This window comes from Nocardioides pymetrozini (assembly GCF_046058985.1).
In the GTDB taxonomy this organism is placed as follows: domain Bacteria; phylum Actinomycetota; class Actinomycetes; order Propionibacteriales; family Nocardioidaceae; genus Nocardioides.
Window position 1 is genome coordinate 3,680,290 of sequence record NZ_CP175556.1, and the last position, 22,933, is coordinate 3,703,222.

The following is a 22,933-nucleotide window of genomic DNA, read 5'->3' on the forward strand; positions in this document are numbered from 1 at the left end:
TCCCACGGTGTGGACGGTGGAGGATGGGGTCATGACCACCCGCACCGCCGTCGTGACCGGCGCCTCCAGCGGCATCGGCGCCGCCACCGCCCGCCACCTGGCCCGGGAGGGCTTCACGGTGCTCTGCGCCGCCCGTCGTGCCGACCGGATCGAGGCGCTCGCCGCGGAGATCGGTGGGCGCGCCGTCGCCTGCGACGTGACCGACCCCGACTCCGTGGCCGCACTGGCCGCCGCGGCCGGGCCCCGGCTGGACGTGCTGGTCAACAACGCTGGCGGGGCCTTCGGTCTCGCGCCGGTCGCGGAGGCGGACCCCGACGAGTGGCGCCGGATGTACGACGTCAACGTGCTCGGCCTGATGCGGGTGACGAAGGCCCTGATCCCCGCCCTGGTCGCCAGCGGCGCGGGCGTCATCGTCAACGTCGGCTCGACGGCGGGACGCATCGCCTACGAGGGCGGTGCGGGCTACACCGCAGCCAAGCACGGCACGAAGGTGGTCACCGAGACGCTCCGCCTGGAGCTGTTCGACCAGCCGGTGCGGGTCTGCGAGGTGGCTCCCGGGATGGTCCGCACGGAGGAGTTCGCACTCACCCGGTTCGGTGGCGACCAGGCGCGCGCCGACGCGGTCTACGCAGGCGTGCCCGACCCGCTGGTCGCCGACGACGTCGCGGACGCGATCACCTGGGTCGCGACCCGCCCGCCCCACGTCAACATCGACGAGCTGGTCATCAAGCCCCGTGCCCAGGCCGCCCAGCACAAGGTGCACCGGATCTAGCCGACTGCACGCTCAGCGGCCCGCGAGCCGCCGGGCGCGCAGTGCGAGCGCGCGGGGCACGCCTCCCCACGCCGTCGTCGAGCGGACCGGCAGCGCGGCGTGCGCCGGCAGCACGGCGCTCATCACCACCTGCCCGAGGTCGCGCGGGCCCCGCGACGACGCCAGGCCGTGGCGCAGCTCGCGGACCGCGCCCGCGCCGCCGAAGGCGCCGACGGCGCCCTCGTGGGTGACCCGCACCCGCGCCAACGCGGCGTCCGGCACCCGGTCGAGCGCGGCGAGCACACGCGGAGGCACGGACGCCGGCAGGCCGACGCTCGCGCGGGCCGCGGCCAGCGAGGTGAGCGCGGGTGCGGTCAGCTCGCGGTCGAACACCGCCGGGTCGCGGGCCAGACGGCGCAGGTCGACCAGCGTGCGCAGCCACGTCCACCCCTCGCGGTGTCCGGCCAGGTGGTGGAAGGCGTCCACCGGAGCGAGGGTCGGGACGGGTGCGCCACCGACCTCGACCGTCGTACGACGGGCCAGGAGCGCGTGCGCCGGGGGCTGCGCCCCGGGCACCGCGTCCAGGCGCCAGTGGAGGTCGACGTCGACGCCGGGACCCAGATAGGTCAGCGAGTGCCCCCAGCGCAGCACGTGGCGCCAGGCCCACATGCCGGGCTCGACCCGGCCGCGCTCGTGCAGTGCCCAGCCCGCGCGGGTGAGCACGGCGTGCGCGGATGCGACGTCGGCGGGCCGGACCAGCACGTCCACGTCGCCGGCGCCGCGCGCGTCCGCGCTGCCGGTCGTGAGCACCGCGAGCGGGACGCCCTTGAACACGAGCGACGCGATGCCGGCCGTGTCCAGCAGGCGCTCGACGCGCACGGTCTCGAGGGCGTGCACCAGGCGGCGCTGGCGGTCGCCCTCCACCATCGCGTCGAGCACCGCGGTCACCTCCGCCGGCAGGCCGAGCTCGCCGGCGCGGGAGCCCAGCAGCTCCGGCACGCGGTGGCGCCGGACGACGTCGAGGAGCGCGCGCGGCTCCGCCTCGCCGAGGCGGGCCGGCCCGACCGGTCGCCCCTCCTCGGCGTCCAGGGCAGCGCTCACCAGCCGGCGGAGCAGGTCGAGAGCGTCGGCACCCACCTCGCGAGCGTGGCACGCGTCCCCCGCGCCGTGCGGCGGAACCGACAGTTGGTGAAAGTTAAATCTCCGGCGAACCGCCTGCGGCACCGTGCCCTGCGGGCGCACAGTGGCGTTGCACCCATGACGGAGCGACTCGGCGACTCCCTCCTCTCCGTCCTGCAACCCACTGGAGCCCACATGCGCCTCACCTACGTTGCCCCCGTCCTGGAGACCCTGAGCCTGACCGCCACCCAGGACATCAACATCGGTGCCGACATCGAGATCGACATCACCCTCGGGCTGGGCAGCTGACCCTCCGGTTCGGCTGTGCCGCTGCCGCCGCCTGGTGCCTGCTGGGCGCCACCCGGCTGCTGACGGCCGCTCTGCCGTTCGGTGCGGTACGACGCCTCCTGGGCGAGCCGGCCGCCCCGGGCGGAGTGGGGCCCCTGGCGCCTCCGGACGTGACGCGAGACCAGCTCGCCCACGCCGGGGCGGTCGGCCGGGCCATCGGGTACGCCGCCGGACGGACTCCCTGGACGTCCGACTGCTATCCGCAGGCCCTGACCGCGCGCATCCTGCTGCGCGGCGCCCGGGTGCCGCACTCGGTCGTCTTCGGCCTGCGCCGGGGTGACGCCGGCGAGCTGCGGGCCCACGCGTGGGTCACGGTCGGCGAGGTCGTCGTCACCGGCGGCACCACCCGCGCCTGGACCCCGGTCGGCACCTTCACCTGGCAGCCCTGAGCCCGCCTGAGAACCCGCCACGCACCCGCCATGTACACCGCCTACGGACTCCTCGTCGACAGCGAGCTCCCCCTGCCCGAGCTCGGCCAGGTGCGGACGCCCGGGCGCGCCGACGTCGTGGTCCGGCGCGGCGCGGTCGAGCCGCCCTCCGCGACGGCCGTCCGGCTGCCGCGAGGCCTGTGGGCGGACGGTGACCGGATCGGCATCGACGTCCCCGGGGTCGCCCGCTACGTCTGCGAGCGGGGCACACGCATCACGGTCGAGCCGGTGGACGGCGCGGCCGCCGACGCCGTGCGGCTGTTCCTGCTCGGCTCGGCCCTGGGCGCGGTCCTCACGCAGCGCGGCCTCCTCGTGCTCCACGGCAACGCCTTCGTCGTGGGCGACTCCTGCGCCGTCGTCCTCGGGCGCTCGGGCGCGGGAAAGTCGACGCTCGCCGCCGAGATGCACCGACGCGGCCACGTCGTGCTCAGCGACGACGTCGTGCCTGTCGACGACGCGGGTCGCGCGCTCCCCGGGTGGCCGCGGATCAAGCTGTGGCAGGACGCCCTCGACCGACTCGGGCTGCCCTCCACCGGCCTGCGCCGGGTCGACGACGCGTTCGCCAAGTTCCACGTGCCTCTGGAGCGGGCGGCGGAGCTGGCGCCGGTGCCGGTCCGGTGGGTCTACGTCCTGGACCGGTACGACGGCCCGCTGCGCGTCGTACCGGTCACCGGAGCGGCGGTCTTCACCAGCCTCCACGAGCACAGCTACCGCAACGAGATCCTCGTCGGCGACCTGCGGAGCACCCACCTCGCCCGCAGCGCCGCGCTGGCCCGCACCGCGCGGCTCAGCCGGATCGACCGCCCGCGCGGCATCGACAGCGTGGCCGCGTCCGCCGACGCGATCCTGGCCGACATCGACCGAGAGGAGACCCAGCATGCGCCGAGCCGAACGACCCGAGCGGTGGGTGCGTGATTCCGCCCTGCACGCCGTCGAGATGGGCGAGGAGTTCGTGATGATGGGCCTGGCCCAAGGCGAGTACTACGCCGTGAAGGGCGTGGCCGCCAGCCTGTGGCGCCATCTCGCCGAGCCGCACGACCTCGCCGAGCTGTGCGCGCTGGTCGCCGCGGAGTACGACGTCAGCGCCGACGGCTGCCGCGACGACGTCGCGGCCTTCCTCGGGCAGCTGCGCGAGCGGCGGATGGTCCTGGCCGCGTCCTGACGGCCCACCAGTGACCGTCAGCCCAGCGCCCGCTCCAGTGCCCGGTCCAGCGCGGCGGTCACGTGCAGCGTCGTACAGGGGAAGACGGGGATCTCGGAGTCGGCCTGGCGGATGAGCAGCTCGAGCTCCGAGCAGCCGAGGATCACCCCGCCGGCGCCGGCGTCCCACAGCTCGCTGATCATGCCGACGACGGCGCGGCGGGAGTCGTCGACGACCTTCCCGTGCACCAGCTCGTCGTAGATGATCCGGTTGAGCTCGTCGTGGTGCCTGCTGTCGGGGACCAGCACCTCGAGGCCGTGGCCGGCGATCCGGTCGGTGAAGAAGGTCCGCGACATCGCGAACTTGGTGCCGAGCAGGGCGACGCTCTCGACGCCCTCGGCCGTGCAGGCCTCGGCGACGACGTCGCCGAGGTGGAGCAGCGGGATCGAGACGGCGTCCTGGACCTGCTCGGCGACCCGGTGGAAGGTGGTCGTGCAGAGCATGAGGAAGTCGGCGCCGGCGCGCTCCACGGAGACCGCGGCCTCGCGCAGGATGGCCGCGACGCCGTCCCAGTCCTCGGCCTCCTGGAGCTCGGTGACCTCGGCGAAGTCGACCGACGCCAGCACGGTGCGCGCGGAGTGCAGTCCGCCGAGCCTCTCCTCGACGCCGCGGTTCAACGCCTCGTAGTACGCCGCGCTGCTCTCCCAGGACATGCCGCCGACAAGGCCGATGGTCTGCATTGGTGCAGTCTCGCGCACCCGCGCGCGGGTTCCAACGCCACCCCGGGTCCTGCTCAGCAGATGAGAAGGATGAGGCCCGCAGTCCCGCTGAGGATGCGGGGAGTAGGGCCGCTCGCGGATAGGCTGGTCCGTCGTGTCCCAGACTCGTCGCACCGATCTCCGCAACGTCGCCATCGTCGCCCACGTCGACCACGGCAAGACGACCCTCGTCGACGCGATGCTCCACCAGGCCGGAGCGTTCACCGCGCACCAGGCCGAGGGCGTCGCCGAGCGTGTGATGGACTCCGGCGACCTGGAGCGCGAGAAGGGCATCACGATCCTCGCGAAGAACACCGCGGTCCACTACCGCGGCCCCTCGGCGCAGGAGATGCTCGGCGCGGACGCCGCCGGCGGCATGGTCATCAACATCATCGACACCCCGGGCCACGCCGACTTCGGCGGCGAGGTCGAGCGTGGGCTCTCGATGGTCGACGGCATCGTCCTGCTGGTCGACGCCTCGGAGGGCCCCCTCCCCCAGACCCGCTTCGTCCTGCGCAAGGCGCTCAACGCCGACATGCCCGTGATCCTGGTGGTCAACAAGACCGACCGCGGCGATGCCCGCATCGACGAGGTCGTCGACGAGACCTACGAGCTGTTCATGGACCTCCTCGACGAGAACCACAGCCAGGACGCGCTCGACTTCCCCGTCGTCTTCGCCTCCGGCAAGGCCGGCATCGCCTCGCTGACCAAGCCGGAGAACGGCAGCCTGCCCGAGGGCAACGACCTCGAGCCGCTCTTCCGCACCATCCTGGAGACCATCCCCGCGCCGGAGTACGTCGAGGGCGCGCCGCTGCAGGCGCACGTCACCAACCTCGACGCCTCCCCGTTCCTCGGTCGCCTCGCCCTGCTGCGCATCAAGCAGGGCACCCTCAAGAAGGGCCAGCAGGTCGCGTGGATGCAGCGCGACGGGGGCGTGAAGAACGTCAAGATCACCGAGCTCCTCGTCACCGAGGGCCTCGAGCGCAAGCCCGGCGAGTCCGCCGGCCCCGGCGACATCGTGGCCGTCGCGGGCATCCCGGACATCACCATCGGCGAGACCCTGGCCGACCCGGAGAACCCGGTCGCGCTGCCGCTCATCCACGTCGACGAGCCGGCGATCTCGATGACGATCGGCACCAACACCTCGCCGCTGGTGGGCAAGGGCGGCAAGGGCCACAAGGTCACGGCCCGCCTGGTCAAGGACCGCCTCGACTCCGAGCTCATCGGCAACGTCTCGCTCCGCGTCCTCCCGACCGAGCGCCCCGACGCGTGGGAGGTGCAGGGCCGCGGTGAGCTGGCCCTCGCCATCCTGGTCGAGCAGATGCGCCGCGAGGGCTACGAGCTCACCGTCGGCAAGCCGCAGGTGGTCACGCGCGAGATCGACGGCAAGGTGCACGAGCCCTTCGAGCGGCTCACCATCGACGCGCCGGAGGAGTTCCTCGGCACGATCACCGAGCTGCTCGCCAACCGCAAGGGCCGGATGGAGGGCATGACCAACCACGGCACCGGCTGGGTGCGGATGGAGTTCGTCGTGCCCGCCCGCGGTCTCATCGGCTTCCGCACCGACTTCCTCACCGAGACCCGCGGCACGGGCATCGCCCACCACATCTCGGAGGGCTACTTCCCGTGGGCCGGCGAGATCCGCTCGCGCAACTCCGGCTCGCTCGTCGCCGACAGGGCGGGCGCGGCGACGGCGTACGCGATGACCTCGCTGCAGGAGCGCGGAGTGCTGTTCGTCGAGCCCGCGACCGAGGTCTACGAGGGCATGATCGTCGGCGAGAACTCCCGCGCCGACGACATGGACGTCAACATCACCAAGGAGAAGCAGCAGACGAACATCCGCTCCGCCACCTCCGACAACTTCGAGAAGCTCATCCCGCCGAAGAAGCTGTCGCTGGAGCAGTGCCTGGAGTTCTGCCGCGAGGACGAGTGCGTGGAGATCACGCCCGAGACCGTCCGCATCCGCAAGGTCATCCTGGACGCCAACGAGCGCGCCAAGATCGCGAGCCGCGCGCGCAAGGCGAACAAGTGACCCGGCTCGGGTGACCCGGCCGCGCCGGCCGACGCACACCTTCCAGACCCCGCCTCGGGCTTCCCGGGGCGGGGTCTGGCGTTCTCGGGACCCGCTGCGCGCACGGACCGGCCGGCGGGCCGCTCCTCAGCTGAGCCGCTCGAGCACCATCGCCATGCCCTGCCCGCCGGCGGCGCACATGGTCTCGAGGCCGAACTGGGCGTCGCGCTCCTGGAGGCCGTGGATCAGCGTGGTGGCCATCCGGGCGCCGGTGGAGCCGAAGGGGTGGCCGAGAGCGATCGCGCCACCGTTGACGTTGACGCGGTCGAGGTCGAGGCCGAGCTCGTCGATGCACGGGAGCACCTGCGCCGCGAAGGCCTCGTTCATCTCGACCAGGTCGATGTCGCCGACGGAGAGGCCCGCGCGGGCGATCGCCTGGCGGCTGGCCTCGACCGGCCCGAGGCCCATGATCTCGGGGCTCAGCGCGGAGACGCCGGTGGAGACGACGCGCGCCAGCGGCGTGATGCCGAGACGGGCGGCGCGGGTGTCGCTCATGACGACGAGCGCGGCGGCACCGTCGTTGAGGGGGCAGCAGTTCGCGGCGGTGACGGTGCCCTCCGGGTGGAAGACCGGTGCCATCGAGGCGACCTTCTCCAGGGTCACCCCGGCGCGCGGGCCGTCGTCGCTGTCGACGACCGTGCCGTCGGCGAGCGTGACCGGGGTGATGTCGGTCTTCCAGAAGCCCCGCTGGGCGGCCGCCTCCGCGAGGTTCTGGCTGCGCACGGCGTACTCGTCCTGCGCGGCGCGCGAGACGCTGCGGTACGACGCGACGTTCTCGGCGGTCTGGCCCATCGCCAGGTAGACGTCCGGCAGCTCGCCGAGCGAGCGCGGGTCCACCCACGGCTGCCGGGCCGCCGCCCGCTCGGCGGCGCGCGCCGCCGCCTCGGCGTACAGCGGGTTGCGGGTGTCCGGCATGCCGTCCGCCTTGCCCCGCTCGAAGCGGGACACGCACTCCACGCCGCCCGCGACGAACACGTCGCCCTCACCCGAGCGGATGGCGTGCAGCGCCATCCGCGTGGCCTGCAGGGACGATGCGCAGTAGCGGTGCACCGTCGTCCCGGGGACGCCGTCGAGACCCAGGCGCAAGGCCACCATGCGGCCGATGTTGTAGCCCTGCTCGCCGGCCGGCTGGGCGCAGCCGAGGATCAGGTCCTCGACCTCGCCACGGTCGAGCTCGGGCACGGCGGACAGCGCCGCGTCGACCATCTGCGCGGCGAGGTCGTCGGGCCGCATCTCGCGCAGCGATCCCTTGTAGGCGCGGCCGATGGGCGAACGGGCGGCGGAGACGATGACGGCTTCGGGCACGGAGAGGCTCCTGACTCAGGCGTTGGGGGTGTGCTGGAGGAAGGCGGGCACCTCGCCGCCGCCGTCGACGTTCACGACGGCGCCGGTGATGTGGCTGGCCAGCGGCGAGGACAGGAACACGCAGACCTGGCCGACCTCCAGCGGCGAGGCGAAGACGCCCCGCGGGATGGTGGCGGCGACCCGGGCCACCTGGTCGGCGTCGCCGTAGTGGTCGGTCGAGCCCGGCGTCGCGACCAGGCCGCAGCTGACGGCGTTGACCCGGACCTCGGGCGCCCATTCGGTGCCGAGGCTGGCGGTGAGGCTCTCGAGCGCGGCCTTGGCGGCGCCGTACACGGCCGTGCCGGGGCTGGGCCGCCGGGCGGAGATGGAGGTGATGTTGACCATCGAGCCGTTGCTGGTCCGCAGGTGCGGGCGCACCGCGAGCGCGACGTAGACCGCGGACATGAAGTTGAGGTCGTTGACCTTCGCGTGGAAGCGGGCCGAGCCGGCGTCGAACTGCGCGAAGGGCGCCCCGCCGGCGTTGTTGACGGCCACGTCGAGCCGCCCGTGCCGTCGTACGACGTCCTCGACCCAGCTCGCGACCTGGTCGGGCTCGCGCACGTCGACCGGTGAGAAGTGCGGCGTGCGGCCGTCGACCTCGCGCAGGGAGTCGGGCGTGCTGCGACCGCAGATCTCCACGGTGGCTCCGGCCTCCAGGTAGGCCTGCACGATGCCGTCGCCCACACCCCGGCCGCCGCCGGTCACGAGCACCACCTGACCGGACATGTCGATGCTGTACGCCACCGAATCCCTTTCGTCGTCCTCCGAAGGAGGATCATAGGCCCAATACCAAGCAAGTGCTAGGTTGAGGGTCGGCCGACTCGCCCGGGGCCCCGGTCTGACCGCGTCGCGAGCGGGCACTGGACGGCCGTGGACGACGAGCGCACCAGTCCCGAGGCCGCCGCCTCACGCGGCGGGCGTCGGCCCGCCGGGACGCTGACGTTCATCGGGACCGCGACGACGCTGCTGCGCTTCGGGGCGTTCACGGTGCTGACCGATCCCAACTTCCTCCACCGAGGGCAGCGGGCCTATCTCGGCAAGGGGCTGTGGTCGCGCCGGCTCACCGAGCCCGCGATGGGCCCCGAGGACCTGCCGTGGCTCGACGCGGTGGTCCTCTCCCACCTCCACGGCGACCACTTCGACCGCATCGCTCGGCGCACCCTCGCCCGGGAGGTGCCCCTGCTCACCACACCGGACGCGGCGCGCCGGCTGACCCGGTGGGGCTTCAGCGCGGAGGGACTGCGCACCTGGGAGCGCTTCGAGCTGCGCGCGGGCGACGAGCAGCTGACGGTCGAGTCGCTCCCCGCCGTCCACGCTCGCGGTGTCATGGGACGTCTCCTCCCGCCGGTGATGGGCTCGCTGCTGGAGCACCGTGTCGGCGGCGCCGTCCGCCATCGGGTCTATCTCAGCGGGGACACCCTCAGCGGGGAGCATGTCTCGGAGATCGCGAGACGCCATCCCGACATCGATACCGCCGTCGTCCACCTCGGGGGCACGCGCGTGCTGCTCCACACGGTCACCATGGACGACGCGCAAGGAGTCGACTTCCTGCGCCGCTGCTCGCCCCGACAGGCCGTGCCCGTCCATCACGACGACTACCGCGTCTTCCGCTCGCCCCTTTCGGCCTTCCTGCGGGCAGCAGGGGCGGCCGGGCTGTCGACCCGGGTGCGGACGGTCCGCCGCGGCGAGACCATCGAGCTCGACGGCCCGTCCCCATCCGCCTGAACAGCGGTCGCGACGGCGGGAGCAACCAGGGGACCCGGCGCCCCGCGCGCTCCGCTCACTTCCTCGCGCAGAGGTAGCCGACGACTCCCCCTGAGACCAGGATGCTGGACACCGCACCTGCGGCGGTCGGGGCGAACAGCAGCGGGAGGGCGGCCAGCGCGGCGATGTCGAAGCCGCGCAGCACGCTGCCGTAGAGGTTCGTCGGCACGCCCCCCGCCGGCGTGGAGACCAGCGGCCGACCGTAGTCCGGCGGGCGTCCGGTGACCCAGCGCACCGCCGCGGCGAGGCCCGCCAGCCCGGCCGCGGCACCGACCAGTGCGACCGCGGCCGCGGGGCCCTCCACCCCGTCCCCCAGCGCAGGAGCACCGAGGAGGCCGTGCACCGCCAGGAGCGCACCCGGTACGACGACGGCCGCCGCTCGGGTCGCGCCCAGCCGGCTGGGAAGCATCCGCACCATGCCCGGCGAGCGGGTGAGCACGCGCAGGCCGACCAGCAAGGGGACCCCGAGCACGAAGCACACCAGCACCTCGACCAGCACCGTGACGACGCCGCCCCCGACCGCGGCGACGGCGTACGGGACCAGCAGCGACCCGGTGAGGAGAGCCAGCCGACCGGGCTGGCGGCGCAGCCGGATCACATCGCGCCAGGCGACCGCGGCGACCCCCGGCGGCCCTCCGCGGCGGGGCCGGACGGCGCCCCGGCGGGCACTGGCGTGGCCGACGAGGACGTCGAACATCAAGGCCAGGTCGAGGGTGGCCAGCGCCCCGCCGAGACCGGGCACGAGCACCCCGCCGGGGGCCACGTCGCGGCGCCGCAGCCGAGCGGAGGTCGCCCTCGCGCGGACCAGGAAGAGCGCCACGCCCGCCCACGCCACTGCCCCGACGCCGACGGCGGTCGTCCTGACCGGTCCCGAGGCGGACAGGGACGGCAGCCTCGTGGAGGCGATCGCCGCGAGCCCCAGTCCGACCGCGAGCAGGCTGACCGGCCCGAGCAGCAGGGCGGGATGGCGCGCGCGGCCGGCGCTCTGGGCGTGGGCGAGCGCGCCCACGCCGTACGACCCGACACCGGCGGCGCCCGCCGCGAACAGGGCGAGGTCGGCCACGCCGAAGCCGGCGAGCGTCGCGGTCGCCGCCGCGACCGGTGCCGCGACCGCCGCCCCGAGCAGGGCGACGCCGCGGGCGCGGCGGCGCAGCAGGTCGCCCCGGTCGACCGGCGTCGTCAGCAGCCAGGTCGCCATCCCGGGGCTGACCGCCACCGGTCCGACCATCCGCGCGACGGACCAGAGCGCCGCGAGCGTCGTGGCGACGACCAGCCACGGGAGCAGGGACCGTGCGCCGGCGCAGGTGGTCGTGACGCAGGCCCGGTCGCCCATCTCGCCGACGTTCACCAGGACGCTGACCAGCATCGAGCCCAGCATGAGCACGGCGAAGACGCCGATGTAGAGGTCCTGGAGCGCCTCGCCGAGCGAGAGGGTACGGCGGCTGCGGCGCCAGTGCCGGATGTCGGACCACAGCTCCGCGGCTCGGGGGCGGTCGAGGTCCCCGGGGCTCGTGCCGGTGCTGGTGCCGGAGCTGGTGCCGGGGCTCGTGCCGGGGCTCGTGCCGGGGCTCGTGCCGGGGCTCGTGCCGGGGCTCGTGCCGGGGCTCATGCCGGGTGGGCCAGCTGCACGACGTCGTCCGCGACCGCCTCGACCAGCCGGGGCGAGTGGCTGGCGAGCAGCACCGCGAGGCCTGCCTCCTTCTCGGCCCGGAGCCGGCCGACGAGCCAGTCGAGACCCTCCTGGTCCAGCCGCTGCTCGGGCTCGTCGAGCACGAGCAGGCGGCGCGGGCGGACGAAGGCGCTGGCCAAGGCGAGCCGGCGACGCTGGCCCGACGACAGGGAGGTCGGGAGCTGCCCGGACTGGGCGAGGAGCCCGACCTCCTCCAGGACGTCGTCGACGACCGCGTCCGCGTCGTGCGTGCGATGGGCCCGGGCGAAGAGGTCGAGGTGCTCGACGACGGTGAGGTCGGGGAAGAAGTCCAGGTCGTCCATCACCACCGCGAGCGCGGCCCGGACGGTTGCCGAGCGCTCGTCGAGGGTCTCGCCCAGGAGCTCGACGGTGCCGCCGTCGGCCTGGTCGGCACCGGTGATGCAGCGCAGCGCGGTCGACTTCCCGGCGCCGTTCGGGCCGACCAGGACGGCGGCCGATCCGGCCGGCAGGTCGAGGTCGAGGCCGGCCAGGACCCGGTGGTCGCCGAACGAGCGCGTCAGCCCGCGCACTGACAGCACTGCATCGCTCACGGGCCCAGGATGACAGCCGCCCCCCGCGCCGGGGCGTCGTGGGGATGCCGGGGTCGGTCTGGCTGCGGATTCACCACGGGATGTAGGTGGGTGCGCGGCGCGGATTCACCACGGGATGTAGCCGAATCCGAGCATCTGTAGCGGAGTTCCGCGCGGGGAGTGCCGATCCACCTACATCCCGTGGTGAATCCGCGCGGGCTCACCTACATCCCGTGGTGAATCCGCCCCACCAGCACCCACCCCCACTCAGGACAGCTCAGCCTCGAGCAGGTGGAAGGGGTACTCCTTCGGGGAGAGGTACTCCCGGTCCGAGTGGCGCACCCGCGGGTCGGGATCGGGGTCGGCCGAGTTCACGTAGTTGCTGAGGGTGCGCGGCGCCTCGCGGTAGATCAGGTCCACCTGGTCGACGTACTTCTGCGTCATCACGGCATCGTCGCGGATGATGATGTTCTGCTCGTCGGAGTGCCAGCCGAGCTGGGTCCAGTTCTCACTGCTGGAGAGCACCACGTTGCCGTCCGGGCGACCGTCGAAATTGCCCTGGACCGCCAGGCCCTTCATGTGGACGTAGCGGTCCTTGAACTTGTCGGCCTGCTCGCCGTAGATGTAGACCATCTGCTTGGCCCGCATCCCGCGCAGGATGTGCCGGATGCGGCGCTGCATCATCATGAACACGATCTCGACGTCGCAGCCCTGGCGGTCGAGCTGGCGGGCCTTGCGGGCGATCCGGGCGCCGCGCGCCTCGCCCCACACCGCGTTGGCGATGCGCACCTTGGTGCGACCGTGCGAGGTGTTGGTCGCCCCGGCGCACTGCACCTTGTTGAGCACCGACATCGCGGGGTCGACGTTGTCCCGGTGCGGCGCGAACATCGAGGTGATGTTGCCGGTGGTGAAGCGCAGGACGGGGAAGTTGCGGTCCTGCTTGGCCTCGTCCCACATCCGCATCCAGCCGTCGTAGAGCGGCTTGTTCTCGGTGACGGTGGTCCAGTCGTTGAACTGCTGGACGGCGGCCGCGCCGGTGAAGTTGCCCGAGCCCTGCATGACGATCCAGTTCGTCGCGCCGGAGCGGCTGACGATCATCAGCTTCGGGTGCATGGAGCCGCGCTTGCCCCGGCAGGTCTGGGAGCAGGTGCGGATCCAGCTCTCCATGCCGGGCGGGCGGTTCTCCTCGTCGCGCTGGAAGGCCCGCAGCATCATCGGGTACGAGCGCGCGGGGTTGCCCCCCTGGGAGCGGGCCAGGCCGCGGGACATGATGATCTGCACCGAGACGCCGCGCTCGTGGGCGCGGATGAACTTGCGTGCCAGGTAGGGCGAGTCGAAGTTCCACGTGATCACCCGGACCGTCGCGCCCGCGGGGGCGTTCTTGAGGGTCTTGACGATCTTGCGGTGGATCTTGCCGCGCTGCCCGCGCCGGAACGGGTGGTTGAAGGTGATCCCGGGCGTCACGACGTACGCCGGGTCGGGCTTGCGCGCCGCGCTCGGGGCCGCGTGGGCCGCCGGAGCGGCCCCAGCCGCGGGAAGGAGGCCGTGCCCGGTGACGAGCACCGTCACGGCGAGGAGAAGGGCGATGCCTGCCGCCACCGCCCGCGCACTCCCTAGCGCCGGCGCGTTCCCCCACGCAGTCCTCACGATCCGCACACCCCCACTCGACCGAACAGACGTGGCGACCCTACCCAACGGCCCCGGGCCCTGAACCGCGGACGGCGAATTCCTCGCCCGGGGCGCCTTGCGGCCTCTTTGACTTCGAGTACTTGAAGTTCCTAGCCTCGATGAGGTGAGTGCGCGAGCCGACGGCAGGACCTTCTCCATCAAGGAGGCGGCCGCGCTGACCGGTCTCCCCGCCAGCACTCTGCGCTACTACGAGTCGATCGGCGTCGTGGCCCCGGTCGGCCGGTCCGCCAGCAGCGGTCACCGGGTCTACACCGAGGACGACCTCGACCTGCTCACCTGGGTCGCCTGCCTGAACGCGACCGGGATGTCGGTGAGCGACATGAAGCAGTACGTCGCCAACGGCGCCGCCGGCGCGGCGGCGGCCGGACAGCAGGTCGACCTGCTCACCGCCCAGCGCGACCGCCTGGCGCGCGAGGCCGAGCTGCTCGCCGTACGCCGGCGCTATGTCGACCTCAAGATCGACTACTGGCGGGCCGTCGCGGACGGCGACGACGCCCACGCGGCGTCGTTGTCAGCGCAGGCGCGCGCACTCGCCGACGCGCTCAAGAAGACCAACTGACGAGGAGACACCTCCATGCCCACCTCCGGGACCACCTCCGGGACCACCTCCGGGACCACCTCCAAGACCTACGACCGCACCCGCGTCGCCGCCTGGGCCGCTCCGGCCAGCGGCGAGCCGCTCGCGCCGACCACGATCGAGCGGCGCGCGGTCGGCGAGAACGACGTCCTCATCGCGATCGAGTACGCCGGCATCTGCCACTCCGACATCCACACGGTCCGCGGCGACTGGGGCCCGCAGCCGTTCCCGGTCGTCCCGGGCCACGAGATCGTCGGCACCGTCGCCGAGGTCGGCTCCGCGGTCACCCGGCACCGCGTGGGCGACCGCGTCGGTGTCGGCTGCTTCGTGAACTCCTGCCGGCAGTGCGTCAACTGCCTGCGCGGCGACGAGCAGTTCTGCCTCGACGGCGGCGTCGGGACGTACGCCGTCACCGACCGCGACGGCACCACCACCCAGGGCGGCTACTCCACCCACGTGGTCGTCGACGCGCACTTCGTGATGTCGGTCCCCGACGGCATCGACCCTGCTGCGGCCGCACCGCTACTGTGCGCCGGCATCACGACGTACTCGCCGCTCAAGCGCTGGGGCGCGGGTCCCGGCAAGCAGGTCGCCATCGTCGGCCTCGGCGGACTGGGCCACATGGGCGTGAAGATCGCCCACGCCATGGGCGCCGAGGTGACCGTACTGTCGCAGTCCCTGAAGAAGCAGGAGGACGCACTGCGCCTGGGCGCGGACCACTACTACGCGAGCTCCGACCGCGGCACGTTCGGCGCGCTCGCGGGCCGCTTCGACCTAGTGCTCAACACCGTGAGCGCCAGCCTGGACATCAACGCCTACCTGCGCCTCCTGGCGGTGGACGGCGCCTTCGTGAACGTCGGCGCGCCGCCGGAGCCGTTCAGCGTGAACCCGATGTCCCTGATCTACGGCCGCCACACCGTCGCGGGCTCGATGATCGGCGGGATGGCGGAGACCCAGGAGATGCTCGACTTCTGCGCCGAGCACGGCATCGGCGCCGATGTCGAGGTGATCCCCGCCTCGGCGGTCAACGAGGCCTACGAGCGGGTGCTCGCCTCCGATGTGCGCTACCGGTTCGTGATCGACACGTCCACCATCGGCTGACCGCGCAGTCCCTCGGCACGGAAGCCGGAGCGGCCGCGCCCGACAAGGAGCAGCCCGGCCGCCGACCGTCACTTCTCACACCTGGGCCGCGAGCCGGAACCGGACCTGCTGGCCCGGCACGGCCTGTCCGGCGGCGGGGATCGCCAGCGCGTCGACGACGACGACGACGGGATAGCCCCCGGTCACCGGGTGGTCGGCGAGGAACAGGATCGGCTGGCCCTCGCGGGGGACCTGGATCGCCCCCTCCAACAGGCCCTCGCTGGGGAGCTCGCGCTCGACGGCGGGCTCCAGGGCGGGGCCGGCCAGGCGCAGACCGATGCGGTTGGACGCCGAGGTGACGGTCCAGGAGGTGGCGAGCAGGTCGGCTCGGGACCGGGGCGTCAGCCAGTCGGCGCGCGGCCCCCACGTGACGGGCAGCTCGATCGTCCCGCCGCCGGTCCGCGGCACGGGTGCGAGGTCGATCGCCGGCAGGTCGAGCGGGGTCGTGCCGACGGCGAGCATCGCGCCGGCCGCGAGCGGTGGCGGCCCCAGTCCCGAGAGGAGGTCCGTGGCGCCGGACCCCAGCGCCAGGTCGGTGCGGAGCCCGCCGCGGACCGCGAGATAGGTGCGTGCACCCGCCTCGGGCGCGCCCAGCGACAGCACGTCCCCGTCGGCCAGCCGGACGACGCTGTTGTGCGCGACGCGCCGGTCGTTGCGCCGCGCCGGGGCGGCCGCCCCGGTCAGCGCCACCGTCAGCGCACCGTGCGCCCGCACCCGCAGGCCGCCGAAGGTGGCCTCGACCGCCACGATGCCCTCGGGGTTGCCGACCAGTCGGTTCGCCAGGCGCAGGCTGTCCCGGTCGGCGGCCCCCGAGCGCGGGACGCCCAGGCTCATCAGGCCGGGCCGGCCGAGGTCCTGGGTCGTGGCGAGCGGCCCCGGGTCGAGGACCTCGAGGGCGCGGCCGGTCACCGGTCCGCCCGGAAGCGGACCCGCTGCCCGGCGACGATCAGCGCCGGCTGCGCGCGCGCGAGGTCCCACAGCGCGACGTCGGTGCGTCCGACGACCTGCCAGCCGCCGGGCGACTCCCGCGGGTAGATGCCGGTGAAGGGGCCGGCCAGCGCGACCGCGCCCGCGGGCACCGCCGTGCGGGGCGACGCGCGCCGCGGGATCTCCCACTCCTCCTCGCCCAGGAGGTAGGCGAAGCCCGGCGCGAAGCCGGTGAACGCGGCGACCCAGGTCTGGGAGGCGTGACGGCGGATGAGCTCGTCGACCTCGACGCCGACCGCGGCCGCCGCCTCGGCGAGGTCAGGACCGTCGTACCGGACGGGGATCTCGAGCACGGGCGCCGACCGCTCGTCGTCCGCGGACAGCGGGGTCAGCGCTGCCACCTCGCGCGCCACCTCGTGCAACGGCCGCACGGACAGGTCGACCTGGACGAGGATCGTGCGTGCGGCAGGGACCAGGTCGACGATGCCGGCCGGGGCGGCGGCGACGATCGCCGCGTGATGTCCGATCACCTGCTGGACATCGTCGAGCTCGAGCAGGAACGCCCGGTCGCCGTACGGGAGCACGCGCGTCACGCCCACCTCCGGCCCTCGCTGCTCACCTCGGTGAGCCTAGCGAGGCGTCAGCCGTCGGCGCGCTGCGCGGCGGCGAGGGTGCCCTGGTGGTGGAACATCTGCCACCGCCCGTCCGGGGTGCGCCGCCACAGCGATGTCCGGTTCGAGCGCACCTCTCCGGCCTGGAGCACGTACTTCACCATGACGACGTCGGCGGCGATCAGCACCCCGCGCAACTCGCTCGGCTCGAGGACCTGGTCGCTCTGCGCCGTGTACGCCGCGACCCGCTCCGCCGTACCGGCCTTCACGACCTCGACGCCCGACGCGCCGAACTCGTGGAAGTCCTCGCTCAGGAAGGAGTCGAGCCGCGCCGCGTCGAGCCGGCACTCCCGGCTCAGCGTCTCGAGCTCGGCCGCCAGCGCATCGGCGACCAGGTCGGGCGTCTCCCGGGAGTCCACGCGAGCACGGTACCGGGCGCGTCAGGTGTCAGCGCCTCAGCGTCTGCGAGGGAAGCTCCTGGTACGCCGCGCGGTAGGCCTGCGCGAAGCGGCCGAGGTGGAAGAAGCCCCAGCGGGCGGCGACGTCGGTCACCGACACCGTCGCCGGGTCGGCCGCGAGCAGGTCGGCGCGGGCGCGTGCCATCCGCGCCGCGCGCAGCCGCTCGAGCGGGCTGACTCCCAGCTCGCGGTGGAACGCCTCCTGCAGCGTGCGCGCGGAGACGCCGGCGTGCCCGGCCAGCTCGGCCAGCCGCCACGCGCGCTCGGGCTCGGCCTCGATCAGGTCGACGACGGTGCGGACGACCCGCGGGCACGAGGTCTCGGGCGGCGCGACCACCTGTCGGTTGTTCGGCTGTGCCCCCAGCAACCCGGCGATCAGGGTCTGCTCGAAGTGCGTGGACGCCAACGGCGAGCGGAACAGCGCTCCCCCGGCCTCGATGTCGTCGAGCGCGAGGTGGACCAGGCGCAGCCAGGCACGGGTGGCCGGGGTCTCGAGGTCCATCGCCGCGTTGAACACGACCGGAGCCGGGGCGTCGCCATCGGAGGCGATCTCCTCGACGGCACGGCGACGCAGGTAGACCAGCAGCTGCTCACAGCCGTCGCTCCACACCATGTCGACCGCCTCGGTGGGCGAGCCGATGGAGGCGCGGCTGCGCGAGGACGCGACGACCTGATCGCCCACCCGCACCCGAGCGGTGCCCTGCAGCGGGATCTGCACGAGGAAGAAGTCGTCGAACGTGCCCGGCGTGATCCGGACCTCGTCGCCGTAGCGGAGGTAGTTGAGGCTGATGTCGGCGCCGATGGACGCGGAGCTGTGCAGCATGTCGAGACGACCATCGCGGCGGGTCAGCTCGAGGCGGTGCGCGCAGAACCGCTCGCCCACCTCGCGGCGCGCCTGCTCGACGTCCGCCGTGTGGATCTGACGATGCTCGGCGAGCAGTGTGCGGGCCACGCGGCTCTCCCTTCGTACGGTCCCATTGGCGCATCCTCCGGGAGATATGTCAACGGCTCAACGATCGTCATGGACCCGCCACGCGCCCGTGCTCCCTCCGGACGTCCGCCCGCCGCGGTTCGCGGACGCCCGCCGCGCTTTCCGGATAGTGCGGGCGCCGCGCGGTGCCTACGGTCCCGGCATCGCGATGTGACCTGCATCGCATGGCTCTGAGGCGGAGGTACATCCATGGCAGACCTGACCGAGCTGACCGGTCGGACCGCGATCGTCACCGGCGGCGCGACACTGCTGGCACACGGAGTCGTCGGGGCGCTCGCCCGCGCCGGCGCGCGCGTCGTCGTGGCCGACATCGACGAGGAGGGCGGCCGGGCCGCCGAGAAGCTGGGGGACGAGGTCGTCTTCGTGCGCACCGACGTCACCGACGACCGATCTGTCGCCGACCTCGTCTCCGGGACGGCCGAGCGGTTCGGTGGCGTCGACATCGTGGTCAACCTCGCGGCGACGTACCTCGACGAGGGCTTCGCGACCTCGCGCGGCGACTGGCTCAGGGCACTCGACGTGAACGTGGTCTCGATGGTCGAGGTGGTCCGCGCCGCGCATCCCCACCTCACGGCCAGCGAGCACGCGGCGGTCGTCAACTTCACCTCGATCTCGAGCAAGGTCGCCCAGACCGGTCGCTGGGTCTACCCCGCGTCGAAGGCGGCGATCGTCTCGGTGACCCGGTCGATGGCGATGGACCTCGCTCCTGACGGCATCCGGGTCAACTCGGTGAGCCCCGGCTGGACCTGGTCGAAGATCATGGACGACCTCTCGGGTGGCGACCGCGTCAAGACCGACGCCGTCGCGGCGCCCTTCCACCTCACCGGACGCGTCGGCGACGGGGCCGAGGTCGGCGCCGTCGTGGCCTTCCTGGTCTCCGACGCCGCATCCGTCGTCACCGGGGCCGACTGGGCCGCCGACGGCGGCTACTCCGCCCTCGGCCCGGAGCGGGCCGTTCCCGCCATCCCGCAGCTCACCCAGTGAGGACCACCACCATGAAGATCGCGATCGTCGGAGCCGGTTTCGCCGGCATCTCCTCCGCCAAGGTCCTGCGCCAGCTCGGCCACGACGTCACCGTGCTCGAGAAGACCCCCGACATCGGGGGCGTCTGGAGCCGCACGCGCCGCTATCCCGGCCTGAAGACGCAGAACAACAAGGGCACCTACTGTCTCTCGGACAAGAAGATGCCGCGCAGCTACCCCGAGTGGCCCAGCGGCGAGCAGGTGGCGGCGTACCTGGCGTCGTACGCGGACGAGTTCGGGGTCACGCCGCACGTCCGGCTCAACACCGAGGTCCAGCACGCGGCGCCGGCCCCCGGAGGTGGCTGGGACGTCACGACCGCCCGTGGCACCGAGCACTACGACCACCTGGTCCTGGCCAGCGGGATCTTCTCGCGCCCGTTCGTGCCGCCGATCGACGGCCTGGAGGACTTCGAGCAGGCGGGCGGGCAGTACCTCCCGTCGAGCGAGTTCCACAGCTTGGACCAGGTCCGCGACAAGCACACCGTCGTCCTCGGCTACGGGAAGTCCGCCTGCGACATCACGGTCGAGATCGCCAAGGAGGCCGCCGCCACGTCGGTCGTCGCGCGCGAGCTGCTCTGGAAGATGCCGCGCAAGGTCAGCGGCGTCGTCAACTACAAGTACCTGATGCTCACCCGTCTCGGCGAGGGCCTGTTCCGCTACCGCTCGGTGAACGGCGCGGAGCGCCTGCTCCACGCCCGTGACTCGATGATGGCGAACAACATGCTCGGCACGGTCGAGAGCGTGACGACCAAGCAGCTGAAGCTCGACAAGCTCGGCCTCGTCCCCCAGGGCACCTTCGCCGACATCGCGAAGTCGACGGTCTCGCTGGCCACGGAGGGCTTCTTCGAGGGTGTCTCCACCGGCGCGATCCGAGTCCACCGCGACACCGTGATCACCCGCTTCCTCGAGAAGGACGGCAAGCCGCACGCCGAGCTCGCCAACGGCCAGGTGCTCCGCGCCGACGTGGTCATCGCGGCCACCGGCTGGACCCAGGACATCCCGTTCCTGCCCCGTGAGGTGCTCGACCGGCTGCTCGACGAGAACGGCGACTTCCTGCTCTACCGGCAGATCCACCCGATCAACGTCCCCGACCTGAGCTTCGCGGGCTACAACTCCTCGTTCTTCTCGCCCCTGTCCGCCGAGGTGTCCGCGATCTGGATCGGCTCGCACCTCGGCGGTCACCACCAGGTGCCCTCGCGCGACGAGATGCTGGCGCAGACCCGTTCCCGACTCGCCTGGATGCGCGAGCGCACGGGAGGCATGCACGCACGAGGGACGAACATCATCCCGTTCTCGATGCACAACGTGGACGAGGTGCTCTCCGACGTCGGTCTGGACGTCCCGCGGCGCACGAAGGCGAAGCAGTGGCTGATGCCGGTCAAGCCCGCGGACTACCGCCGGATCACGCCGAAGCTCGCACGCCGGCTCGGCGTCACCCGGCCATGAGGGACGCGTACGACGTCGTGGTGATCGGGTCGGGGATCAACGGCCTGGTCGCCGCCGCGGAGCTCGCGGGGGCCGGACGGTCGGTGGCGCTCGTCGAGGAGAGAGACCGTCTCGGCGGGTTCATCGCCTCCGAGGAGCTCACCGTGCCGGGCTTCGTCCACGACACCTTCAGCTCCTGGCACCCGCTGTTCCAGGCCGGAGCCGCGTACGCCGAGCTCGGCGCGGACCTCCACCGGCTCGGACTCGCGTACCGCAACGCCGAGGGCGCCGTCACCGCCTCGGTCTCCGAGCGCGGGACGGTGGTCGCCCATCGAGATCCCGAGCAGACCGCGGCCGGCTTCGAGCACGCCGCGGACCGCGCGTCGTACGGCGCGATGCTGGCCGACCTCGGGAGCTGGGCGCCGCACGTCTTCGGCGCCCTCGGCTCGGAGCTGCGCACGCGCGACCTCGCGCGGCTCGGGCTGGGGGCCGTTCGCGGGCTCGGGCGCGACGGGCTGACCGAGCTGATGCGGGTCGCGACCCAGAGCGGCCGGGGTCTGGCGCGCGAGCGGTTCGCCGGCCCTGAGGTCGACCAGCTCTGGGCGCCGTGGCTGCTGCACGCCGGCCTCGCGCCCGACCAGGCCACCGGCGGGCTGATGCTGCCCGTGATGGCGTTCACGATGCACGAGATCGGCCTCCCCGTCGTCGAGGGCGGCGCCGGCAACTTCGTCGCCGCCTTCGCAGCCCTGCTCGAGGAGCGCGGCGTCGACGTCTTCCTTGCCACGCCCGCGAAGGCGATCACCCTCCGATCCGGTCGCGCGGTCGGCGTCGACACCGGCGCCGGCCACCTGCGGGCGCACGCGGTGCTCGCGTCGACGTCCACCGGACGCCTGTACGACGGCCTCCTCGCACCCGAGGCTGCCGGAGACTCCGGGCGTCGGGCGGTCCGACTCCATCGCCCCGGCCGCGCCGCGGCACAGGTCCACCTCGCCCTCGACGCACCCGTGCGCTGGAGGGACAGCCGCCTCGACGAGGTCCCTCTCATCCACGTGAGCAACGGCTCGGACAGCACCGCGATCGCCTGCGCCCAGGCCGAGGCCGGGCTCCTTCCCGCGGAGCCGACCGTGGTGGTCGGCCAGCAGTGCGTGCTGGACCCGAGCCGCGCTCCGGCCGGCAGGGCCACGCTGTGGATCCAGCTCCAGGAGCTGCCGTGGCGTCCCGTCGGGGATGCGGCGGGCGAGCTCGACACGGCCGACGGCTGGACCCCCGCCCTCGCCGACGCGTACGCCGACCGCGTCGTCGCGCGCATCGAGCAGTTCGCACCCGGCCTGGCCGGCAGCGTGGTCGACCGTCACGTGATCGACCCGACGGGACTGGCGTCCGCCAACGCGAACGCGGTGCACGGCGACCCCTACGGCGGCGCGGCCGAGCTCGACCAGTCGCTGCTGTGGCGTCCCGGCACGGGCACGGGCCACCGGACCGGCGTCCCCAATGTGTTCCACATCGGCGCGTTCACGCACCCGGGCCCGGGCCTGGGCGGCGGCTCCGGGCACCTCGTGGCCCAACAGCTGATCAGCAGGCGGGCACCAGGACGACGTCGCCGGAGCTGAGCGACCACCGCCGCGAGGCCTCGCTGACGATGTCGGCGAGGCCTCGTCCGGCGTCGTGGAGGGCGTCGAGGTCGCCGGTCTCGTCGCGGCTGACGACCCAGGGCCCGAGGGTCAGCCGGCGGCCGCCCAGGACGGCGTCGGTGGCGCCCAGCAGGTGCTCCACCGCACGCTCGCGTGCGACCTCGCGCGTGGGACTGCCGATGACCACGGCGAGCATCCGGCTGCCACCCGGCATGGCCGTGCCGGCGCGGGCGACCTCCGGCTGGTCGAGCTCCGTGATCTGCCCGTCGATGACGACGAGCACCCGACGCGGAGCCGGCAGGGGCGCGAGGAGGGTGACCTCGGCGAGCCGATGCTGCGGAGCCAGCCCGCAGGCGGACAGGGCGAGATCCATCACGGTCTCGCTCCGCAGCGCCTCCGACGCGTCGGCGTACGGCAGCGAAGGGTCGCCGCTCAGGTCGACGATGCCGTCGCCCTCGACGAGCCCCCAGCCGGTGCCACCGGCGTGGCGGAAGGTGGTGATCCGCATGGTGCTCGCG

General features: G+C 73.2%; 24 protein-coding genes. 12 read left to right on the top strand and 12 right to left on the bottom strand.

Features of this window, described 5'->3' with window-relative positions; genetic code table 11:
- The first annotated feature begins 31 nt into the window (after positions 1-31).
- Entirely contained in the window at positions 32-772 is a 741-nt protein-coding gene (locus ACJ5H2_RS18040; RefSeq protein WP_408896818.1) for an SDR family NAD(P)-dependent oxidoreductase, read from the top strand.
- A 12-nt stretch (positions 773-784) separates the two neighbouring features.
- Here the strand turns inward: ACJ5H2_RS18040 and ACJ5H2_RS18045 are convergent, their stop codons facing one another.
- The gene (locus ACJ5H2_RS18045) at positions 785-1,888 is read right to left on the bottom strand and encodes a nucleotidyltransferase family protein (protein ID WP_408896819.1); all 1,104 of its coding nucleotides are present in this window, start codon (positions 1,886-1,888) and stop codon (positions 785-787) included.
- A 120-nt stretch (positions 1,889-2,008) separates the two neighbouring features.
- Here ACJ5H2_RS18045 and ACJ5H2_RS18050 point away from each other — a divergent pair, with 120 nt between their 5' ends.
- The 4 genes from ACJ5H2_RS18050 to ACJ5H2_RS18065 are packed head-to-tail and all read left to right on the top strand — an operon-like array spanning position 2,009 to position 3,808.
- Positions 2,009-2,179, top strand: a complete 171-nt coding sequence (locus ACJ5H2_RS18050; RefSeq protein WP_408896820.1) for a hypothetical protein — start codon at positions 2,009-2,011, stop codon at positions 2,177-2,179.
- Positions 2,176-2,607 carry a lasso peptide biosynthesis B2 protein gene (locus tag ACJ5H2_RS18055; RefSeq protein ID WP_408899648.1) on the top strand — a complete coding sequence of 144 codons (432 nt, stop codon included), beginning with the start codon at positions 2,176-2,178 and terminating at the stop codon, positions 2,605-2,607. The genes ACJ5H2_RS18050 and ACJ5H2_RS18055 overlap by 4 nt, the downstream gene beginning before the upstream one ends.
- Positions 2,608-2,637: 30 nt before the next feature.
- Positions 2,638-3,561: a hypothetical protein gene (locus ACJ5H2_RS18060; RefSeq protein ID WP_408896821.1), complete on the top strand. Its 924-nt coding sequence runs from the start codon at positions 2,638-2,640 to the stop codon at positions 3,559-3,561.
- The gene (locus ACJ5H2_RS18065) at positions 3,524-3,808 is read left to right on the top strand and encodes a PqqD family protein (RefSeq protein WP_408896822.1); all 285 of its coding nucleotides are present in this window, start codon (positions 3,524-3,526) and stop codon (positions 3,806-3,808) included. Before ACJ5H2_RS18060 ends, ACJ5H2_RS18065 begins: the two co-directional genes overlap by 38 nt.
- A gap of 17 nt (positions 3,809-3,825) precedes the next feature.
- Here the strand turns inward: ACJ5H2_RS18065 and ACJ5H2_RS18070 are convergent, their stop codons facing one another.
- A complete protein-coding gene (locus ACJ5H2_RS18070; protein ID WP_408896823.1) occupies positions 3,826-4,527 on the bottom strand; it encodes an aspartate/glutamate racemase family protein in 702 nt (233 codons plus the stop codon).
- A 133-nt stretch (positions 4,528-4,660) separates the two neighbouring features.
- On the opposite strand from ACJ5H2_RS18070, the gene typA reads away from it, so the two are divergent.
- Positions 4,661-6,577: a translational GTPase TypA gene (gene typA / locus ACJ5H2_RS18075; protein ID WP_408896824.1), complete on the top strand. Its 1,917-nt coding sequence runs from the start codon at positions 4,661-4,663 to the stop codon at positions 6,575-6,577.
- A 126-nt stretch (positions 6,578-6,703) separates the two neighbouring features.
- Here typA and ACJ5H2_RS18080 read toward each other — a convergent pair whose 3' ends face one another.
- Positions 6,704-7,921: an acetyl-CoA C-acetyltransferase gene (locus tag ACJ5H2_RS18080; RefSeq protein WP_408896825.1), complete on the bottom strand. Its 1,218-nt coding sequence runs from the start codon at positions 7,919-7,921 to the stop codon at positions 6,704-6,706.
- Between the two features lie 15 nt (positions 7,922-7,936).
- On the bottom strand, positions 7,937-8,686 hold the full coding sequence (locus ACJ5H2_RS18085) for an SDR family oxidoreductase (protein WP_408896826.1): 750 nt from the start codon (positions 8,684-8,686) through the stop codon (positions 7,937-7,939).
- Between the two features lie 144 nt (positions 8,687-8,830).
- On the opposite strand from ACJ5H2_RS18085, the gene ACJ5H2_RS18090 reads away from it, so the two are divergent.
- The gene (locus ACJ5H2_RS18090) at positions 8,831-9,685 is read left to right on the top strand and encodes an MBL fold metallo-hydrolase (RefSeq protein WP_408896827.1); all 855 of its coding nucleotides are present in this window, start codon (positions 8,831-8,833) and stop codon (positions 9,683-9,685) included.
- Positions 9,686-9,740: 55 nt separating this feature from the next.
- Here ACJ5H2_RS18090 and ACJ5H2_RS18095 read toward each other — a convergent pair whose 3' ends face one another.
- The 3 genes from ACJ5H2_RS18095 to ACJ5H2_RS18105 all read right to left on the bottom strand — a co-directional run bounded on the left by ACJ5H2_RS18095 (position 9,741) and on the right by ACJ5H2_RS18105 (position 13,543).
- A complete protein-coding gene (locus tag ACJ5H2_RS18095) occupies positions 9,741-11,333 on the bottom strand; it encodes a DUF6297 family protein (protein WP_408896828.1) in 1,593 nt (530 codons plus the stop codon).
- Positions 11,330-11,965, bottom strand: coding sequence for an ATP-binding cassette domain-containing protein (locus ACJ5H2_RS18100; protein ID WP_408896829.1), 636 nt, complete (start codon positions 11,963-11,965; stop codon positions 11,330-11,332). The genes ACJ5H2_RS18095 and ACJ5H2_RS18100 overlap by 4 nt, the downstream gene beginning before the upstream one ends.
- A gap of 246 nt (positions 11,966-12,211) precedes the next feature.
- Complete coding sequence (locus ACJ5H2_RS18105; RefSeq protein ID WP_408896830.1) at positions 12,212-13,543, bottom strand: phospholipase D-like domain-containing protein; 1,332 nt, start codon at positions 13,541-13,543, stop codon at positions 12,212-12,214.
- A 193-nt stretch (positions 13,544-13,736) separates the two neighbouring features.
- Here ACJ5H2_RS18105 and ACJ5H2_RS18110 point away from each other — a divergent pair, with 193 nt between their 5' ends.
- Positions 13,737-14,192 (top strand): MerR family transcriptional regulator, encoded by a 456-nt coding sequence (locus ACJ5H2_RS18110; protein WP_408896831.1) that lies wholly within the window; start codon positions 13,737-13,739, stop codon positions 14,190-14,192.
- Between the two features lie 15 nt (positions 14,193-14,207).
- The gene (locus ACJ5H2_RS18115; protein WP_408896832.1) at positions 14,208-15,311 is read left to right on the top strand and encodes an NAD(P)-dependent alcohol dehydrogenase; all 1,104 of its coding nucleotides are present in this window, start codon (positions 14,208-14,210) and stop codon (positions 15,309-15,311) included.
- Positions 15,312-15,386: 75 nt separating this feature from the next.
- Here ACJ5H2_RS18115 and ACJ5H2_RS18120 read toward each other — a convergent pair whose 3' ends face one another.
- Genes ACJ5H2_RS18120 through ACJ5H2_RS18135 form a run of 4 tightly spaced genes read right to left on the bottom strand, consistent with a single transcriptional unit; the run spans position 15,387 to position 18,298 of the window.
- A complete protein-coding gene (locus tag ACJ5H2_RS18120) occupies positions 15,387-16,259 on the bottom strand; it encodes a biotin-dependent carboxyltransferase family protein (RefSeq protein ID WP_408896833.1) in 873 nt (290 codons plus the stop codon).
- Positions 16,256-16,870, bottom strand: coding sequence for a 5-oxoprolinase subunit B family protein (locus ACJ5H2_RS18125; RefSeq protein ID WP_408896834.1), 615 nt, complete (start codon positions 16,868-16,870; stop codon positions 16,256-16,258). The genes ACJ5H2_RS18120 and ACJ5H2_RS18125 overlap by 4 nt, the downstream gene beginning before the upstream one ends.
- A gap of 47 nt (positions 16,871-16,917) precedes the next feature.
- Positions 16,918-17,307 (bottom strand): DUF4440 domain-containing protein, encoded by a 390-nt coding sequence (locus tag ACJ5H2_RS18130; protein ID WP_408896835.1) that lies wholly within the window; start codon positions 17,305-17,307, stop codon positions 16,918-16,920.
- 28 nt (positions 17,308-17,335) lie between these two features.
- Positions 17,336-18,298 carry an AraC family transcriptional regulator gene (locus ACJ5H2_RS18135; RefSeq protein WP_408896836.1) on the bottom strand — a complete coding sequence of 321 codons (963 nt, stop codon included), beginning with the start codon at positions 18,296-18,298 and terminating at the stop codon, positions 17,336-17,338.
- A gap of 228 nt (positions 18,299-18,526) precedes the next feature.
- On the opposite strand from ACJ5H2_RS18135, the gene ACJ5H2_RS18140 reads away from it, so the two are divergent.
- Genes ACJ5H2_RS18140 through ACJ5H2_RS18150 form a run of 3 tightly spaced genes read left to right on the top strand, consistent with a single transcriptional unit; the run spans position 18,527 to position 22,394 of the window.
- Complete coding sequence (locus ACJ5H2_RS18140; protein ID WP_408896837.1) at positions 18,527-19,321, top strand: SDR family oxidoreductase; 795 nt, start codon at positions 18,527-18,529, stop codon at positions 19,319-19,321.
- A gap of 11 nt (positions 19,322-19,332) precedes the next feature.
- Positions 19,333-20,805, top strand: coding sequence for a flavin-containing monooxygenase (locus ACJ5H2_RS18145; protein WP_408896838.1), 1,473 nt, complete (start codon positions 19,333-19,335; stop codon positions 20,803-20,805).
- Complete coding sequence (locus ACJ5H2_RS18150; RefSeq protein WP_408896839.1) at positions 20,802-22,394, top strand: phytoene desaturase family protein; 1,593 nt, start codon at positions 20,802-20,804, stop codon at positions 22,392-22,394. The genes ACJ5H2_RS18145 and ACJ5H2_RS18150 overlap by 4 nt, the downstream gene beginning before the upstream one ends.
- On the opposite strand, the gene ACJ5H2_RS18155 is transcribed toward ACJ5H2_RS18150, so the two are convergent.
- Positions 22,357-22,923, bottom strand: a complete 567-nt coding sequence (locus ACJ5H2_RS18155) for an Rv2993c-like domain-containing protein (protein WP_408896840.1) — start codon at positions 22,921-22,923, stop codon at positions 22,357-22,359. The genes ACJ5H2_RS18150 and ACJ5H2_RS18155 overlap by 38 nt on opposite strands.
- Positions 22,924-22,933: the final 10 nt, after the last annotated feature.

Excerpts from the sequence above, each read along its gene's own strand:
- ACJ5H2_RS18095 (WP_408896828.1), bottom strand. The coding sequence starts at position 11,333 with ATGAGCCCCGGCACGAGCCCCGGCACGAGCCCCGGCACGAGCCCCGGC.
- ACJ5H2_RS18050 (WP_408896820.1), top strand. The coding sequence starts at position 2,009 with ATGACGGAGCGACTCGGCGACTCCCTCCTCTCCGTCCTGCAACCCACT.
- ACJ5H2_RS18040 (WP_408896818.1), top strand. The coding sequence starts at position 32 with ATGACCACCCGCACCGCCGTCGTGACCGGCGCCTCCAGCGGCATCGGC.
- ACJ5H2_RS18145 (WP_408896838.1), top strand. The coding sequence starts at position 19,333 with ATGAAGATCGCGATCGTCGGAGCCGGTTTCGCCGGCATCTCCTCCGCC.
- ACJ5H2_RS18115 (WP_408896832.1), top strand. The coding sequence starts at position 14,208 with ATGCCCACCTCCGGGACCACCTCCGGGACCACCTCCGGGACCACCTCC.
- ACJ5H2_RS18065 (WP_408896822.1), top strand. The coding sequence starts at position 3,524 with ATGCGCCGAGCCGAACGACCCGAGCGGTGGGTGCGTGATTCCGCCCTG.
- ACJ5H2_RS18140 (WP_408896837.1), top strand. The coding sequence starts at position 18,527 with ATGGCAGACCTGACCGAGCTGACCGGTCGGACCGCGATCGTCACCGGC.
- ACJ5H2_RS18060 (WP_408896821.1), top strand. The coding sequence starts at position 2,638 with ATGTACACCGCCTACGGACTCCTCGTCGACAGCGAGCTCCCCCTGCCC.
- ACJ5H2_RS18070 (WP_408896823.1), bottom strand. The coding sequence starts at position 4,527 with ATGCAGACCATCGGCCTTGTCGGCGGCATGTCCTGGGAGAGCAGCGCG.
- ACJ5H2_RS18155 (WP_408896840.1), bottom strand. The coding sequence starts at position 22,923 with ATGCGGATCACCACCTTCCGCCACGCCGGTGGCACCGGCTGGGGGCTC.
- ACJ5H2_RS18150 (WP_408896839.1), top strand. The coding sequence starts at position 20,802 with ATGAGGGACGCGTACGACGTCGTGGTGATCGGGTCGGGGATCAACGGC.
- ACJ5H2_RS18085 (WP_408896826.1), bottom strand. The coding sequence starts at position 8,686 with ATGTCCGGTCAGGTGGTGCTCGTGACCGGCGGCGGCCGGGGTGTGGGC.